General features: G+C 37.6%; 15 protein-coding genes. 14 read left to right on the top strand and 1 reads right to left on the bottom strand.

Features of this window, described 5'->3' with window-relative positions:
- Position 1: 1 nt before the first annotated feature.
- The 8 genes from ORL93_RS17710 to pgtP all read left to right on the top strand — a co-directional run bounded on the left by ORL93_RS17710 (position 2) and on the right by pgtP (position 8,377).
- Positions 2 to 976, top strand: a complete 975-nt coding sequence (locus ORL93_RS17710) for a DMT family transporter (protein ID WP_018764992.1) — start codon at positions 2 to 4, stop codon at positions 974 to 976.
- Positions 973 to 1,668: a CTP--phosphocholine cytidylyltransferase gene (locus tag ORL93_RS17705; RefSeq protein WP_033799240.1), complete on the top strand. Its 696-nt coding sequence runs from the start codon at positions 973 to 975 to the stop codon at positions 1,666 to 1,668. The genes ORL93_RS17710 and ORL93_RS17705 overlap by 4 nt, the downstream gene beginning before the upstream one ends.
- Before the next feature lie 251 nt (positions 1,669 to 1,919).
- The gene (gene galE, locus ORL93_RS17700; RefSeq protein ID WP_003202222.1) at positions 1,920 to 2,912 is read left to right on the top strand and encodes a UDP-glucose 4-epimerase GalE; all 993 of its coding nucleotides are present in this window, start codon (positions 1,920 to 1,922) and stop codon (positions 2,910 to 2,912) included.
- 111 nt (positions 2,913 to 3,023) lie between these two features.
- Positions 3,024 to 3,695 (top strand): response regulator transcription factor, encoded by a 672-nt coding sequence (locus tag ORL93_RS17695; protein ID WP_097795185.1) that lies wholly within the window; start codon positions 3,024 to 3,026, stop codon positions 3,693 to 3,695.
- A gap of 11 nt (positions 3,696 to 3,706) precedes the next feature.
- Positions 3,707 to 5,137 carry a HAMP domain-containing sensor histidine kinase gene (locus ORL93_RS17690; RefSeq protein WP_097795186.1) on the top strand — a complete coding sequence of 477 codons (1,431 nt, stop codon included), beginning with the start codon at positions 3,707 to 3,709 and terminating at the stop codon, positions 5,135 to 5,137.
- 66 nt (positions 5,138 to 5,203) lie between these two features.
- The gene (locus tag ORL93_RS17685; protein WP_265959328.1) at positions 5,204 to 5,986 is read left to right on the top strand and encodes a DUF3919 family protein; all 783 of its coding nucleotides are present in this window, start codon (positions 5,204 to 5,206) and stop codon (positions 5,984 to 5,986) included.
- Positions 5,983 to 7,017 (top strand): ABC transporter substrate-binding protein, encoded by a 1,035-nt coding sequence (locus ORL93_RS17680; RefSeq protein WP_265959327.1) that lies wholly within the window; start codon positions 5,983 to 5,985, stop codon positions 7,015 to 7,017. Before ORL93_RS17685 ends, ORL93_RS17680 begins: the two co-directional genes overlap by 4 nt.
- 19 nt (positions 7,018 to 7,036) lie before the next feature.
- The gene (gene pgtP, locus ORL93_RS17675; protein ID WP_006096585.1) at positions 7,037 to 8,377 is read left to right on the top strand and encodes an MFS transporter; all 1,341 of its coding nucleotides are present in this window, start codon (positions 7,037 to 7,039) and stop codon (positions 8,375 to 8,377) included.
- Positions 8,378 to 8,724: 347 nt separating this feature from the next.
- Here pgtP and ORL93_RS17670 read toward each other — a convergent pair whose 3' ends face one another.
- Complete coding sequence (locus ORL93_RS17670; RefSeq protein WP_018764997.1) at positions 8,725 to 9,009, bottom strand: hypothetical protein; 285 nt, start codon at positions 9,007 to 9,009, stop codon at positions 8,725 to 8,727.
- A 619-nt stretch (positions 9,010 to 9,628) separates the two neighbouring features.
- Here ORL93_RS17670 and ORL93_RS17665 point away from each other — a divergent pair.
- The 6 genes from ORL93_RS17665 to ORL93_RS17640 all read left to right on the top strand — a co-directional run bounded on the left by ORL93_RS17665 (position 9,629) and on the right by ORL93_RS17640 (position 15,004).
- Positions 9,629 to 10,075, top strand: coding sequence for a hypothetical protein (locus ORL93_RS17665; protein ID WP_265959326.1), 447 nt, complete (start codon positions 9,629 to 9,631; stop codon positions 10,073 to 10,075).
- A gap of 223 nt (positions 10,076 to 10,298) precedes the next feature.
- The gene (locus tag ORL93_RS17660) at positions 10,299 to 11,489 is read left to right on the top strand and encodes an efflux RND transporter periplasmic adaptor subunit (RefSeq protein ID WP_003202236.1); all 1,191 of its coding nucleotides are present in this window, start codon (positions 10,299 to 10,301) and stop codon (positions 11,487 to 11,489) included.
- Positions 11,486 to 12,166, top strand: coding sequence for an ABC transporter ATP-binding protein (locus tag ORL93_RS17655; protein ID WP_018781240.1), 681 nt, complete (start codon positions 11,486 to 11,488; stop codon positions 12,164 to 12,166). The genes ORL93_RS17660 and ORL93_RS17655 overlap by 4 nt, the downstream gene beginning before the upstream one ends.
- The gene (locus ORL93_RS17650) at positions 12,163 to 13,362 is read left to right on the top strand and encodes an ABC transporter permease (RefSeq protein ID WP_018765168.1); all 1,200 of its coding nucleotides are present in this window, start codon (positions 12,163 to 12,165) and stop codon (positions 13,360 to 13,362) included. The genes ORL93_RS17655 and ORL93_RS17650 overlap by 4 nt, the downstream gene beginning before the upstream one ends.
- A gap of 258 nt (positions 13,363 to 13,620) precedes the next feature.
- Positions 13,621 to 14,316 carry a YknW family membrane protein gene (gene yknW, locus ORL93_RS17645; RefSeq protein ID WP_097795815.1) on the top strand — a complete coding sequence of 232 codons (696 nt, stop codon included), beginning with the start codon at positions 13,621 to 13,623 and terminating at the stop codon, positions 14,314 to 14,316.
- A 214-nt stretch (positions 14,317 to 14,530) separates the two neighbouring features.
- Entirely contained in the window at positions 14,531 to 15,004 is a 474-nt protein-coding gene (locus tag ORL93_RS17640; protein WP_265959325.1) for a sigma-70 family RNA polymerase sigma factor, read from the top strand.
- Positions 15,005 to 15,011 lie beyond the last annotated feature (7 nt).

Genomic DNA, 15,011 nt, shown 5'->3' with positions numbered 1-15,011 from the left:
GATGAGAAAAGTGCAAAGTAAAGGAATATTTTATGGAATATTTTCTGGTTTTGCTTGGGCTGTAGATACGGTATTGATTGGGATTATTTTATCTTCACAACTGATGTTAGCAACAGAACAAGTTGTGTTTCTTGCTCCTCTAGTTAGTACGTTTTTACACGACTTTATGTCCACATTATGGATGATGATCTATATGGCGATAAAGGGTCAACTCAAAACGGCCCTTTCTAAGCTGAAAACGAGAAGTGGACGGTTCGTTATGTTAGGAGCACTTATGGGCGGACCAATTGGGATGACGTTTTATGTATTAGCTGTAAAGTATATCGGGGCTTCTTATACAGCAGCGATTTCAGCTGTATATCCAGCAGTGGGTGCATTTTTTGCATTTGTGTTTTTGAAAGACCGTCTTCGTTCATGGAATTGGCTTGGACTTATCATTAGTATTGCATTTATTATCGTACTTGGATTTACAGGCGATGGATTTGCAACGGAAAACTATATGTTAGGATTTATTTTTGTCCTTATTTGTATCGTTGGCTGGGGCTTAGAATGTGTTATCTGTGCGTACGGTATGAAAGATGAAGAAGTATCTCCAGAAGAGGCACTTCAAATTCGTCAGCTTGTTTCAGCAGTCACATATGGACTTGTTATTTTACCTTCAGTTGGAGGGCATTTCTTAACAAAAGAAGTTGTGATGAGCAGCGAGTTTATTTTAATCATTGTGGTTGCATTAGTTGGAACAGCTTCCTATGTGTTTTACTATAAGGCAATTCATGAAATTGGACCGACAAAAGCGATGGCGCTTAACATTACGTATTCTGCATGGGCGGTTGTCATTTCTATGTTAGCATTAGGATCACCGTTTTCATGGAAGTTAATTATTTGTTGTATTGCGATCCTTGTAGGAGCTATATTAACAGTTGCAGATATAACTGAATTTACAAAAGCGAAAAAATATAGAGGTGAAGTAACATGAGAGCGATTTTATTAGCGGCGGGTATGGGAACTCGTTTACGTCCATTAACATTAACGACTCCAAAATCATTAGTAGAAGTAAATGGCAAGCCGATGCTAGAGCGTCAAATTGAATATTTACAGGAAATTGGTGTAGAAGAAATTATTGTCGTAACAGGCTATTTAGCAGAGAAATTTGATTATCTTGTTGAGAAGTATAATGTGAAGCTTGTGCACAATGACAAATATAATGTGTACAACAACATTTATACGATGTATTTAGTTCGTGAATATTTACAAGATGCATATGTAATGGATGCGGATGTTTATTTACACCGTAATATTTTTATAGAGAACCCAGAGTCATCCCTATACTTTAGTGCGAAGAAAGAAGATTTCCGTAATGAATGGATCATTAAGCATGACGAAAATCGTAAAGTATATGATATTGAAATTGGTGATGGTAACGATGACTACATCTTATGTGGTATTTCGTACTGGTCAAAAGAAGATGGCATCCATATTGTGAAGAAACTAGAAGAAGTAGTAAATCAGGAAGATTTCAGTGAACTGTACTGGGATAATATTGTAAAAGATAACATTCAAAATTTAAATGTTCATTTGTACAAAATTGGTAGCAATGATAGTTTTGAAATTGATTCTGCCCTGGACTTGAAGAAAGTAGAAGAAAAACTAGCTGTTTTAGCGAAATAATCATTGTTGATGGTTTTATGAAATAATTGGAATTTAACTTGCCCTATAAAATAAAAGAAGATAAGCTATATTTTATAGGTTAAAAAGTACTATAAAGTGAACCTTCCATCAGTGGGGCGCTTTATCCCCAAAATGATGGAAGGTTCTTATCGATCAGGCAGTGCTCCTCTACCTATCTTCTTTGATGTAGAGGTTTTTCTGTCCGCAGATAGCAGGGTAAAATAATTCATTAAAAGTTGGGTGTGGAGAACATGGGTTCTATTTTAGTGTGCGGCGGAGCTGGTTATATTGGCTCTCATGCTGTAAAAAAGTTAGTTGATGAAGGACAATCTGTAATTGTAGTTGATAATTTACAAACAGGTCATGAAGATGCTATTGCAGAAGGCGTGAAATTTTATAAAGGTGATCTTCGCGATAAAAGTTTCTTAAGAGACATTTTTAAGCAAGAAACAATTGACGCAGTCATGCATTTTGCAGCGGATTCTTTAGTTGGTGTAAGTATGGAAAAACCGCTTCAATACTATAATAACAACGTATACGGTGCGCTATGCTTACTAGAGGTGATGGATGAGTTTAAAATTGATAAATTTATCTTCTCATCAACCGCCGCAACATATGGAGATGTAGATGTTGAGTTAATTTCAGAAGAAACACCAACAAATCCTACGAACACATATGGAGAAACAAAATTAGCGATTGAAAAAATGTTGCATTGGTATAGCCAAGCTTCTAATTTAAAATATAAGATCTTCAGATACTTTAATGTAGCTGGTGCAACGCCAAGCGGTATTATTGGTGAAGATCATCGTCCCGAGACGCATTTAATTCCCCTTGTACTGCAAGTGGCTTTAGGACAACGTGAGAAAATCATGATGTTTGGTGATGATTACAATACACCAGACGGTACATGTATTCGTGACTATATCCATGTTGATGATTTAGTAGCGGCTCATTTCCTTGGACTGAAAGATTTACAAAATGGCGGAGACAGTGACTTTTATAACTTAGGAAACGGTAACGGATTTAGTGTAAAAGAAATTGTTGAAGCAGTTCGCGAAGTAACAAATCATGAAATCCCAGCAGAAGTTGCGCCAAGAAGAGCTGGAGACCCAGCGCGCCTTGTTGCATCGTCTCAAAAAGCAAAAGAAAAATTAGGCTGGAGCCCGCAATATACAGATGTGAAAACAATCATTGAACATGCGTGGGATTGGCATCAAAGTAAGCCACATGGATATACGAAGTAAGAGTGATTTATAAAAGAGAGTGTATTGTCGTTCAACATATGTTCGATAGTGCACTCTTTTTTTGTATGGGATATTTGCTATACTAAAATGTACTGCGAAAGGAGGGGAACCATGAAAATACTTGTAGTCGATGATGAGTCGAGCATTCGGAATTTAATTCGGATGCAGCTAGAGATGGAAGGATATGAAGTGCTTACGGCCGCTGATGGAAAAGAGGCGCTGCAAAGGTGGGATGAAGAGCCGAATGTATTGATTTTGGATGTGATGCTTCCGGATACGGATGGTTATGAGCTGCTTCGGTTGTTCAGGGAGAAGGACCGAGATATTCCAGTACTCATGTTAACAGCGAAGAGTCAGATGAATGATAAGTTGCTTGGTCTTCAGCTTGGGGCTGATGATTATGTGACGAAGCCATTCAATTATGCAGAGTTGATTCTTCGGGTGAAGAATATGGCACGGCGTGTAATGAAGCACGGGGTACCTAAGGGTGATAAGGTCATTCGGGCCGGTGAGTTAGTCATTTATCCGAAGGAACGAAAAGTGCATGTGAATGGAGAAGAAATTGATTTAACGTACCGTGAGTTTAATTTATGCCAGTTGTTTGCTTCTAATAAGCAGCGTGTGTTTATGCGCGATGAGCTATTAGAGAAAGTATGGGGCTTTGAGTATAGCGGAAATACGAGAGCAGTTGATATTATGGTGCAGCGCCTTCGGAAGAAGCTTGGAGCAAGCGGAGAACATATTAAGACGATTTATGGCGTTGGTTATAAGTTGGATTGTTAAAAGGTGATAAGATGTCGTTAAAAAGAAATATGGTACTTGGTATAGTAGGATTATTGATTCCGATTTTGTTTCTTCTTTATACGGTGATTTACATTGCACTGGAAAAGAATATGTATCATAATGCAGCAGGTTCTTTAGAGAAGTTAAGTGTAGAAGCACAAATTTACACGATGAATTATTTAGAGAAGGAAGCAGAAGTGGAGACACTAGGGCCGAATTCACTCTTGATTGCTTCTTATTTAGCGAAGCGGATGGATATTCGTGTGCAGATGATTGGAAAGAATGGAGAGGTCGTTGCCGATACAGAGAAAGGGGCCTTGCTTCATAAGAATATAGATATTGATCAGTCCTTACGAGGAAAGAAGGCATATGTGTTTGAAAATGATGATCCAGCACCACTTCTTTTATTTTCGAGTCCGGTTTATCATGGAAGCGATGTCATAGGGGCAATTCGCTTTATTAATGAATTACAAGATGAGAAAGAAGTTTTAACGAATGTGAGCTGGACATTTCTCGTTACATCGATTTGTTTAGTAGCAGGCGGCATTTTCTTTGCGATTCGTTTAGCGAAGTCTCTTCATAAGCCAATTGATCAGTTAAGACAAATGGCAAAGCGGCTCGCAAATGGGGATTATAAAAGTAAGATTGAGCTAAATGAGTATGTGGAAATTGCCCAGTTATCAGCATCTTTCAATGCGATGGCTGATGCGATTGAGCTGCATATGAGGCAGTTAAAGGAAGAGAAAGAGAAGCAAAAGGATTTCTTGGACCGAATTACACATGAACTAAAAACGCCGCTCACTGCAATTATTGGATATGTAGATTTAATTCCGAAACTGCAATCTGCGCGAGATGTAGAGGAAAGTCTTCATTATGTTTCGATTGAAAGTCAGCGTCTATTATCACTCGTTGAGGAGTTATTACAATCTTCGAAGTATGGAACGAGTACGTTTGAAGTTTCTCCGACGATTGTGGATATAAAGCAAATTGTAGAAGAGGCAATTTCGATCGTGAAGCCTCGTCTTCAGCAATACGAGATAGAAGTTATAAATGAATTAACGGAGGCACATGTTGTTGCGGACTTTGATAAGACGAAGCAGATTTTCTTGAATGTGTTTGATAATGCGATTAAATATAGTGATGCCACGCAATTGAGGATGAATGTCGCTAAAAATGAAGAGGAAGCGAAAGTCTTCATTCATGATGATGGGATTGGTATGGATGAAGCGATACTTGCAGAGTGGAATCGTTCTCGGGAAGGAAAAGTACTCTCTTCTAGTTATGGAAATGGATACGGTTTGTTCATTTGTCAGGAGATTATGACGAAGCAAGGCGGAAGCATGCGAATTGAAAGTAGTGAGGAAATGGGAACGCTGGTAGTCATCACATTTCTATTACCAAGGTACATGGAAGATATAAAAAACTTGAAAGCGGTTAAATGATACATTTATGAAACAATTATGCGGTATTTTCGAAACAACGTTTTTTTATTGTGGAGGTAGGCAGAAATGAAAAGGCTATCATTTCAAATTCTCTTGTTTGTCTTTTGTACGATTGCTGCTTTTGTATTTTTTTTTGCCATAGAAAAGCAATTGTATAACCGCGTTACAACCTTAGATGACAAGCAGGCCGTTTTAGAAAGAGCAAGTGAATCTCTTCCTACTGAAGTGAAAGTAAGACATGAGAAGTGGGGAGAAGTAGTTGTAACAGATGAAGTTCGTCTACATGCGATTGTTTCATTCTTTGACCGAATTCGAATGAAGCAAACAGAAGCGAAGATCCACGAACAAGTATTTACTGGAGAAGTAACGTACTTGAATGGACATAGGCGTACTTTTGCAGTAGGTGACTTGTTCCAGTACGAGGCAAATGTATATGGGAAGAATGGTACAGATCCGATGATTTCCGCATTTCAAACATATTTGCTGGGCCTATATTATACGCCAGAGCGTATTAGCGATTTCTTTGCATCAGCAAAGGAAGTTGTTTTGCGAGAAGGTGATGTAGTGCGTACTACGAATCTTACGCCAATACTTGATTCGATTCGGCAAGCAAAGCAAATTACGGACTATGGAGAAATACAGAAATTGCTGCAATCGCAGAAGGATCCAATCGCTTATATTACTGCTTATCAAAATGGTAAACATGTAAAGAATGAACGTGAGGATATTTTGACGATTTCTGTATATCCTTCTTACTTTGTCGTGCAATATCTTGGCGATAATAATGGGAATGTGATGTATATGAAAGGCTCCCTAGCAAATCTATTTGTAAAGGAGAATGTTTCATGAGAAAGATAGCCTTTTTCTTCTTTTTGCTAGTAATTGGAGGAGCGATGTCTAGTTGCTCTCAAGATACTACCTCTATCAAATATAGTAAAAATGGTCTTCCAATTTTGAAAGATCGTCATCTTGTCGCGTATGTCGCGGCCCGTGAAGAAGTTGGTGAAGCGCTTTTATCATCGTTTTGTAAACCGCGTGGATGTACGTATGAGTTTATTCGTCTTTCTACAGAAGAGCTGCTTAGAAGAGTGGAAGAAGAGGCGGGAAATCCAAAAGCCGATATCATCATTGGAGGTACATTGGATGCGCATCAAATGATGAAGCAAAAAAATCTATCTATTCCTGTTACAAGCCAGCATGCAAGTAGCATTTCAAAAGCCGTTAAAGATAAGGATGGCTTTTGGTATGGTTATGAAGTAGAGAAGCTTGCCATCGCGATTAATAAAGAGCGGTGGAATAAGGAAATAGCACCGCTAGGACTTTCATATCCAACGGAGTGGAAAGACTTATTACATCCAGCGTATGCTGGAAAGATTGTCATGCCTGATCCGAATGTTTCAGGAACAGCTTATACGTTGTTCCAATCACTTATTGATACATTTGGTGAAGAAGAAACGAAGGGGTATGTAAGGAGCCTTGCCAAGCAAGTTGCAGAGGTAACGGTGAATGGTTATATGCCTGTTGAGTATGTGGCAAGCGGTGAATATATGATTGGTATTAACTTCATGGGAGATCAACGGATGCTTCAAAAACAAGGCTTTCCGATTTTGAGTAAAGTGCCTGAGCAAACGGGGTTATCTGTCAATGCAATTTCGAAACTGAAACATGCACCGAGTGGTATTATAGCGGATTTATTTATTGATTATTGTTTATCAGAAGAAGCAGGGCATATTTTAGAAAAAGTTTCGTTTGGCGTACCAACAATGCTTGCGAAGAATCAGAAAGAAATAGAAGGTCAGCCTGTTAGAAGAACGAGCAAAAATGTATCAGATAGTGGAGTAATCGAGATATGGAATAGACAACGTCTCTCTCAAAAGTGAAAAAAGGAGAAGAGATAATATGTTTAATTGGCTTAAGCCTGCACCAGTAATTGAGCGTTTGCCAGCGAATATGATTGACAAAGTATACAGACTACTACGTCTTCGTGTGCTGCTCGGAATTTCAGTTGGATATGCAGCGTATTATTTAGTTCGTAGTAACTTTACGTTATCTAGTACGTATTTAATAAAAGAATATGGTTTTAGTACAACGGAATATGGTTTATTAGGTTCCGTTACGGCGATTGTGTATGGACTAAGTAAGTTCTTTATGGGAAATTTATCAGATAAAGCGTATGCGCAGCGTTTTATTGCGGTTGGTTTATTCTTATCAGCAATTATAAATATTTGTTTTGGTTTTGCATCTTCATTTGGCATGATTTTAACGTTATTAGTTTTCAATAATATTTTCCAAGGAATGGGAGCGCCTCCTTGTAGTACCGTAATGACGAAGTGGTTCTCGAAGAAAGAGCGCGGTACAAAAACAGGACTTTGGAATATTTCACATAATATTGGTGCGATGCTTGTACCACCGCTTGTTGGAATTGGTGTTGGTATTTTCGGTGAAAGTCATTGGCAAGCCGGCGTGTTTATCTTCCCAGCGATAATTGCAATGGTCATTTCAGTTCTTATGTGGGTGAATGCGAAGGATACACCAGAATCTGCAGGTCTTCCACCAATTGATGAATATCGCAATGATTATGAAGATCTTGAGAAGGCAGATAATGCCAACAAAATGTCACCAAAAGAAATTTTGATGAAATATGTAGTGAAAAACAAATTTATTTGGTATTTATGTATTGCGAATGCATTTGTATATTTAATTCGTTTCGGTGTTATTAACTGGGTACCGATTTATTTAACAACGGTTAAAGGATTTACAAAAACAGAAGCGCATGCAGCATATTCAATTTTTGAAGCAATGGCAATTCCAAGTTCATTAATCGTAGGTTTGTTAAGTGATAAGTTATTCAAAGGGAAACGTATGCCACTATGTGTGTTTAGCATGGTTGGTGTTGTTATTGGAACGGTAGTATACTGGCAAGCATCGAATATACTTGTTGTGAGTGCTGCAGTTTCGATTATTGGTTGCTTAATTTATGTACCACAATTTTTAATTGGTTTAAGTGCAATGGAATTAGTACCAAAATTTGCAGTAGGTACAACAGTTGGTATGTGCGGCCTGTTCGGTTATTTAGGAGGAAGCTTAGTTGCAAACGCAGCGATTGGTGTTATCGTTGATCGCTCTGGGTGGGACGGCTGTTTCATTCTATTATTAGCAGGCGGTATTTTATCTACGGTATTCTTATTTATCGTTCAATTTGGTCATGAGAGAAAAGGTCCTAAGAGCAAAATAGCATAATCGTTTATTTAAGGGAGCTGTCCAAAAGTACTACTTTTGGGCAGCTCCTTTTATGTACATCTTATCAGTATAGATTTATATAAAATGAAAGAGATAAGGTGTAGTTTTTGAAACTTAGTAACAGTTTATCAAAAAGGCACTCGTTTTCGGATGCACTTTTTATTTGTGAGCAGTAAGACCTTTACCTTAAGATTTAGAGAAAAGCAAGGAGGATAGGTAGAGGCTTTCCATCATTGAGGGATGAAGAAAACCCTCAATGATGGAAGTTTCGTTTTATTTTCCCCATCTTGGTGAGGGGATTTTTCGATGACAAAAGAGGGGGATAGTTAGCTAAAATAAGAAAGATTTTAAACTATTCTCTGAAGGTTCCCTGCAAAATATAAATTAAGAATTTCACAACTCCATGCTGAATCTGAAACGCCTAGCGTTGGGGACTGGAAGTTAGTAATAATAACGCAATGCTTGTTATCGAACCAATCTATGCTATCTACAAAATATGTTAAAGGTGCTGCTCCTGAAAAAGGTATGATAACATCAAAACTTATCTGCTGAAACCCTGCTGCTGCTGCTTGCACATAGAATGCACGTATTTGATTATATGCAGGGCAACAAGTACGTGGTTTTGGTGGCATATTCTATCACCTCACTTTTAAATAGATTTAATATATTAGTATTCAGACAAGCGTGAATTAGCTTGGGCGAATGTATGAATATTTGATTGCAATGAAAAATATAATATATCTTTCTTTACAGCCTTGGTTTATCCCACATTAACGGGTAGTAAGTAATACTCCTACCTCAAAATTTGGTGAGAGAAAAGAAGTTAGGTGGGAGATAAACTGCCCGTAAAAGCCCGATTGGTCGGGCTAATAATCAGTGGGGGATGAAGAAAACCCCCACTGATTAAAGTTTCACTTTATCAAACTGTTATATATTTCAATGTATACTTATAATTGATTTCATGAATGTTTTATGTGAATGTGACTACTGGAATAGTAATAGTATCAAAATTTTTTTCTTGTAATCTTTTTTGATGCACTTATTACATAATGTTATTTCTAGTACATACAGTATTATGGTTATAAATTAATAGATTATATGTGATATCTATTAAGAATGAGTGAACGGGTAGAGTGAAAGTACATTATATATAGAAAATTAACATTCATTTTACAATATCTTCAAAAACAAATGTTAAAATTCAGTAGGAGTTAGCAAGACAAATTATATGTATGAAGGAGATGCTGGAAAGTGGGAATTTTTGTATCAGAAGTAGAAACGTTTTTGTTCTGTTCCGCAACAGTCACACAGCGAGATTGTACATTTGATTTTGTCGTTCGTAGTACGCCGATAGGGATTGCAATTTGTTTAGTAGAGGATTATGAAGTAGAGTGGCTTCCGATGAGAATTGAAACCTATTTGAAAGTAAATGGAAGCATGTTTCCAGATGAAGATGCAAAAGAGGAATTTCGTAAACAGTTAAATAGTGAAAATGGCTGGATGTTAGACAAGCAAGGTGATAACCTAGAAGGCATTGCTCAAAGAGCAATGCGAGCTGATGAATGTGAAGCGTTTCAAACGATAGAAAAGAATATTCCGCGCGAGATGAGAAAAGACGTGACAACTCTTCCATTTGAGCATGATTTGGATCAAGCGAAATGGAGTACTTGGAGGAAACGTCCAAACCGCCTTATGTAAGGTGGTTTTTTTTTTAGTCTTTTCATGTGGCTTTTAAGTTTCTTAAAACTTGCTTAAAAGATAAAGTGTCATATTTCTAAACATTGGTATTTTTGTTACAATATAAGTGATAGTGTAAAACTTTGTAAAGGAAGCGTAATAATTTAAGAGATGCGGGTATCGTTTTCTGAAAGTCTTACATAATTAAAGAACCACTATATAAAGATATAAAAGGAGCGAGAATATGTTACCAAATACGGTTCGTACTCCAAACAAAAAGAAGAAATGGATTATCATTGGGGTTATTGCATTAATTGTCGTCGTTGCAGCCGTCAATATTTTTATCATGCAAGGAAAGAAAAAAGGCGCGGCACAGGGAGACGCTGTTAGCTTTGAGAAAGTAACAGAACGTACATTGAATAATACGAAATTGATTTCCGGACAAGTAAAGCCTGGAAATATTGAGAGCTTCTACGCAGATCCGACAAAAGGAAAAGTGAAGGACATTGCGGTGAAAGAAGGACAGGAAGTAGAAAAGGGCGCGAAATTATTCTCTTATGATAATGAAGAAATCAATTTACAAATGAAACAAGCTGAGCTTGATCAAAAAATGGCAAGTATGCGCTATGATCAAGGGAAAAAGAAAATAGATTCAGTAAAGAACCAGATTAAGAAAGCGAAAGATAGCGGTGCTGGAAAAGAGGTAACAGATCCGTTAGAAGAGCAAGTAAGCGAATTAGAAATAGGGCAAAAAACAATTGACCTTGAGAAAGAAAAAGGTCAATTACAATCACAACAATTAAAGAAAAAACAAGATGAACTCACAATTTATAGTAATTTCGCTGGTGTTGTGCAAAAGTTAGATAAAGATGCAGCACAAAGTTCAGCGCAAGCAATGGGTGGACAAGGAAAATCATTTTTACAAATCGCTTCTAAAGATTCATTCCAAATTCAAGGGACATTAACAGAACTTCAAAAATCACAAATTCAAAAGGATCAACCATTTACTGCAACTGCAAAAGCAAATAGTAAGAAGAAATGGACAGGTAAAATTACAGAGGTAAGTGAGTTCCCGACAAGTGCAGAAATGGCGCAAGCAGCCGGTGCTGGTGAGGGGGCACAAAACATGTCTCAGTATACATATAAAGCTAGTTTAGATGGACAAGAAGGTTTATCCCCGGGCTATCATGTATCTCTACAAGTAAACCTAGAAAACAAGAAAATGATTGCTGTTCCTAGTAAGAGCATTGTAGAAAAAGATGGTGAACCATTTGTTTATGTAGAAGAAAAAGGAAAACTTCGTAAACAAAATGTGAAAAAAGGTTCTACTGATGGAGACTGGACAGAAGTTCTTGAAGGCGTAACAGTGGGGCAAAAGGTGGTTAAAAATCCTTCCGACAATGTATATGACGGAATGGAAGTGAAAGAAAAATGATTACGTTAAACAATATTCATAAAACATATTATCAAGGAAAACTGGCGGTACCGATTTTACACGGTATTAGTTTAACGATTCAAAGTGGTGAGTTTGTTTCCATTATGGGACCGTCTGGTTCAGGGAAATCGACGCTCATGAATATTATCGGTTGTTTAGATCGTCCAACAGAAGGCGAATATATGTTGAACGATGTGAATATCTTAACAGCAGACGAGTCAAAGCTTGCTCTCATTCGCAATGAATATATAGGCTTTGTATTCCAGCATTTTAACTTATTACCACGTCTTTCAGCGGTAGAAAATGTAGAACTTCCGCTTATATATGGCGGCGTGAAGAAAGCGGAGCGCCGTCAGAGAGCTCTTGAAGCACTTGGGAAAGTCGGATTGTCTGACCGCGTGCATCACTTGCCAAGCGAACTTTCAGGTGGGCAAAAGCAGCGTGTAGCCATCGCACGTTCCATTGCAAATGACCCAACGTTCATTATGGCCGATGAACCAACAGGTGCTCTTGATACGAAATCTGGAGAGCAGGTTATGGATATTTTCACAAAGTTAAACGCAGAAGGTACAACGATTGTTATGGTTACCCATGAAGAAGAAGTTGCGGCATATTCTTCGCGCCGAATTGTGTTAAGAGACGGAAAAATTACAGAAGATAGAAGGTGTGCGGTATGAGTTTACTAGATAGTATAAAAATTGCCCTATCTTCTATTCTAGCTCATAAACTGCGCTCAGCGCTTACGATGCTTGGGATTATTATAGGCGTTGGCTCCATCATTACTGTTGTTGCGATTGGGCAGGGCGGAGAAGCAGCGTTAAAGTCGCAATTCGTTGGAGCTGGTAATAACGTAATCCCAATTCACTATAGTGCGGATATAAATGATCCGTATGGTATGGAAATGATGGAACAACCAAAGTTAACTGAGGAAGATATTTTTGAAATAAAAAAACTTCCAGAGATTGCGCATGTTCTTACAACCAATTCAAGTATGGAGCCACTCGATATTGAAGATAAAAAAGAGATGGTGAGTATTACAGGATTAGATAGTGAGTACTTCTCAGTAAATAAAGTGAAAGTGTTAAAAGGCCGATCCTTACAAGAATCGGATATTGCGCAAGGTAATAACGTCGTGATGATCAGTAAGAGTATGGAAGAAAAGGTCTTCAAAAAGGAAAGTCCAGTCGGAAAAATTATTGAGATGAAAGGACAACCGATGCAAATTATCGGTGTCTATAAATCAAATAATGAGTTTATGGGAATGGGGCCATCGGAAGCTTTAATTCCAATTACATTGTGGCCAACAATATATGGAAAAGATGAGATTCAAAGTATTTCTGTTCAAGCGAAAAATGTGGATGATTTAGAAAAAGCGGGTAAAAAAGCTGCTGATGTATTAAATAGTCGTAAGCCAAGTGATGCATCTGGTAAATACGAAGTGATGAATTTAAAAGAAATTCAAGAAGGTATTTCAAAAATGACGGGCATTATGACAATGATTATTGGTGGTATTGCTGGTATTTCATTAGTCGTTGGTGGTATTGGTGTTATGAACATTATGCTCGTATCCGTAACAGAACGTACACGTGAAATTGGGGTACGTAAAGCACTTGGAGCAACGCGCAGTAAAATCTTGCTACAATTCTTAATTGAAGCCGTTATGTTAACGCTTCTTGGTGGATTGATCGGAATCGGTCTTGGTTATGGTGGTGCATATATTGTTTCTACATTTGCGAAATGGCCACCGCTCGTTTCATGGGAAGTTGTCGTTGGCGGCGTGTTATTCTCGATGACGCTCGGTATTATTTTCGGATTAATTCCAGCGAATAAAGCAGCGAAACTAGATCCTATTGAAGCACTTCGTTATGAATAGATTGGTAGTGTAGTAGAGGGGCGTTCCTCTACTACACATACAAATAGAAAAAAGATATAAAACCATTTCTTTTAGGTGGGAGAGGGAATCCGCTCGAGGATAGAAGCGGTCAGAGCCTTTTTGGCCCCATGCTAAGTGAAACCAAAGAGAGAACAAGAGTGCAAGTCGATATTCTAGTGGGCGGTTCACAGTCTCTGGAGAAGAGGAAGTGAACCGCCCGTTAGAACGGGTGAGAAAAATACAAGGAGGTTTTTTAGAATGGAACCGAATGTTAATTCGCAAAAGGTTAGTGGAGAAAAGCCATCTTTACTAGGAATGATCACATCTCCTGGCTTACAGTTTGAGAGAATGAAAGCGACTGATAAGGTTTGGGGTATGTTCTTTTTGGTTGCGTTGTTACAAGCACTTGTAAATGGATTATCTACATATGTGGCGCATTCATCGCCTGAGATGATGGAAATTCAGAAGAAATTTGGCACAGGCGAAGAAGAATCTATCGGATATTTAGTTGGTAAGTCAATCGGTTCAGGTTTTATTGGGATAATAATTGGAACTCTTATTGTAGCAGCTGTCTATAAAATCTTTATGATGTTTTTTGGAAATGATACTCCTTACAAAAAATTGCTAGCTATTATTGTATATTCAAGCATTGTTGTTGTTATTGGTGGACTTATTAATTCTCTTTTAGGTTTAATTTTTGGAAGTGGTGCAACTGGGTATACAAGCTTAGCACCATTATTTGAACAAGGTACTACAGGGTATGCAATTGGTAGTGTAGTTGAGATATTTTATTTATGGAATATCGTATTAATTTGGATTGGATTACAAATTACAGCTGGGTTAGGAAAAGTAAAAGCTGCGGTTCCAATTGTTGTTCTCTTCATTATTAAAGTAGCGTTCTTAAGTTTAATTGTTATCGTATTAGCAAAGTTTATGCAAAGTTTCAATGGATAAGGATATGTGCAGAAAACGGCTCGAGAAGGAGCCGTTTTTTATTTTTGTATGTATTTGAAATACTAGGCCTCGTATTTGAAATTTCCTCTACAGATATTTGAAATTTCCCTATGCAGAATTTCAAATAACTCACCATGAAATCCTCTTTATCTTCTTATATTGTAAAGGTACCGCGGAATAACAAAGAGGTATACCTTTTAGAAATAGGTATAATATGAAACCGGCTACTTTTACAGAAACAGTTACGTTGTATGAAAAAATGATTAAAAATCAAATGAAAAAACTTTATCTGTACCGGGATTATGAAGAGTACTATCAATGCGGTTTAATTGGACTTTGGATGGCATATGAAAAGTATGAGGAGGAGAAAGGAACTTTTTCAGCTTATGCACTTGTAACAGTACGTGGATATTTGCTAGAGAAATTAAAGAAAGAAAATCGATTTCAAAAGCGGCATACATTCGCCGGACAGGAAATGTTACAAAATGTATGCGGAGCAGAAGTGTCGTCAGAAACTCAGGATTATATGAGTTTGTTAGATGAGAAAGAGAAACATATTATTTACGAACGTTTTTATGCAGGAAAGAAGATACATGAAATTGCGGAAGAGATGGAGATGACATATCATCAAGTGAGATGGGTATATCGGCAGGCGCTGGGGAAAATGTGCAGCAGTATAAGAGAGTGAAAAAAAG

This window comes from Bacillus sp. DHT2 (assembly GCF_026241455.1).
Lineage (GTDB): Bacteria > Bacillota > Bacilli > Bacillales > Bacillaceae_G > Bacillus_A > Bacillus_A pseudomycoides.
Note: the sequence above shows the minus strand (reverse complement) of the source record. Positions and strands in the feature narration are given on the sequence as shown.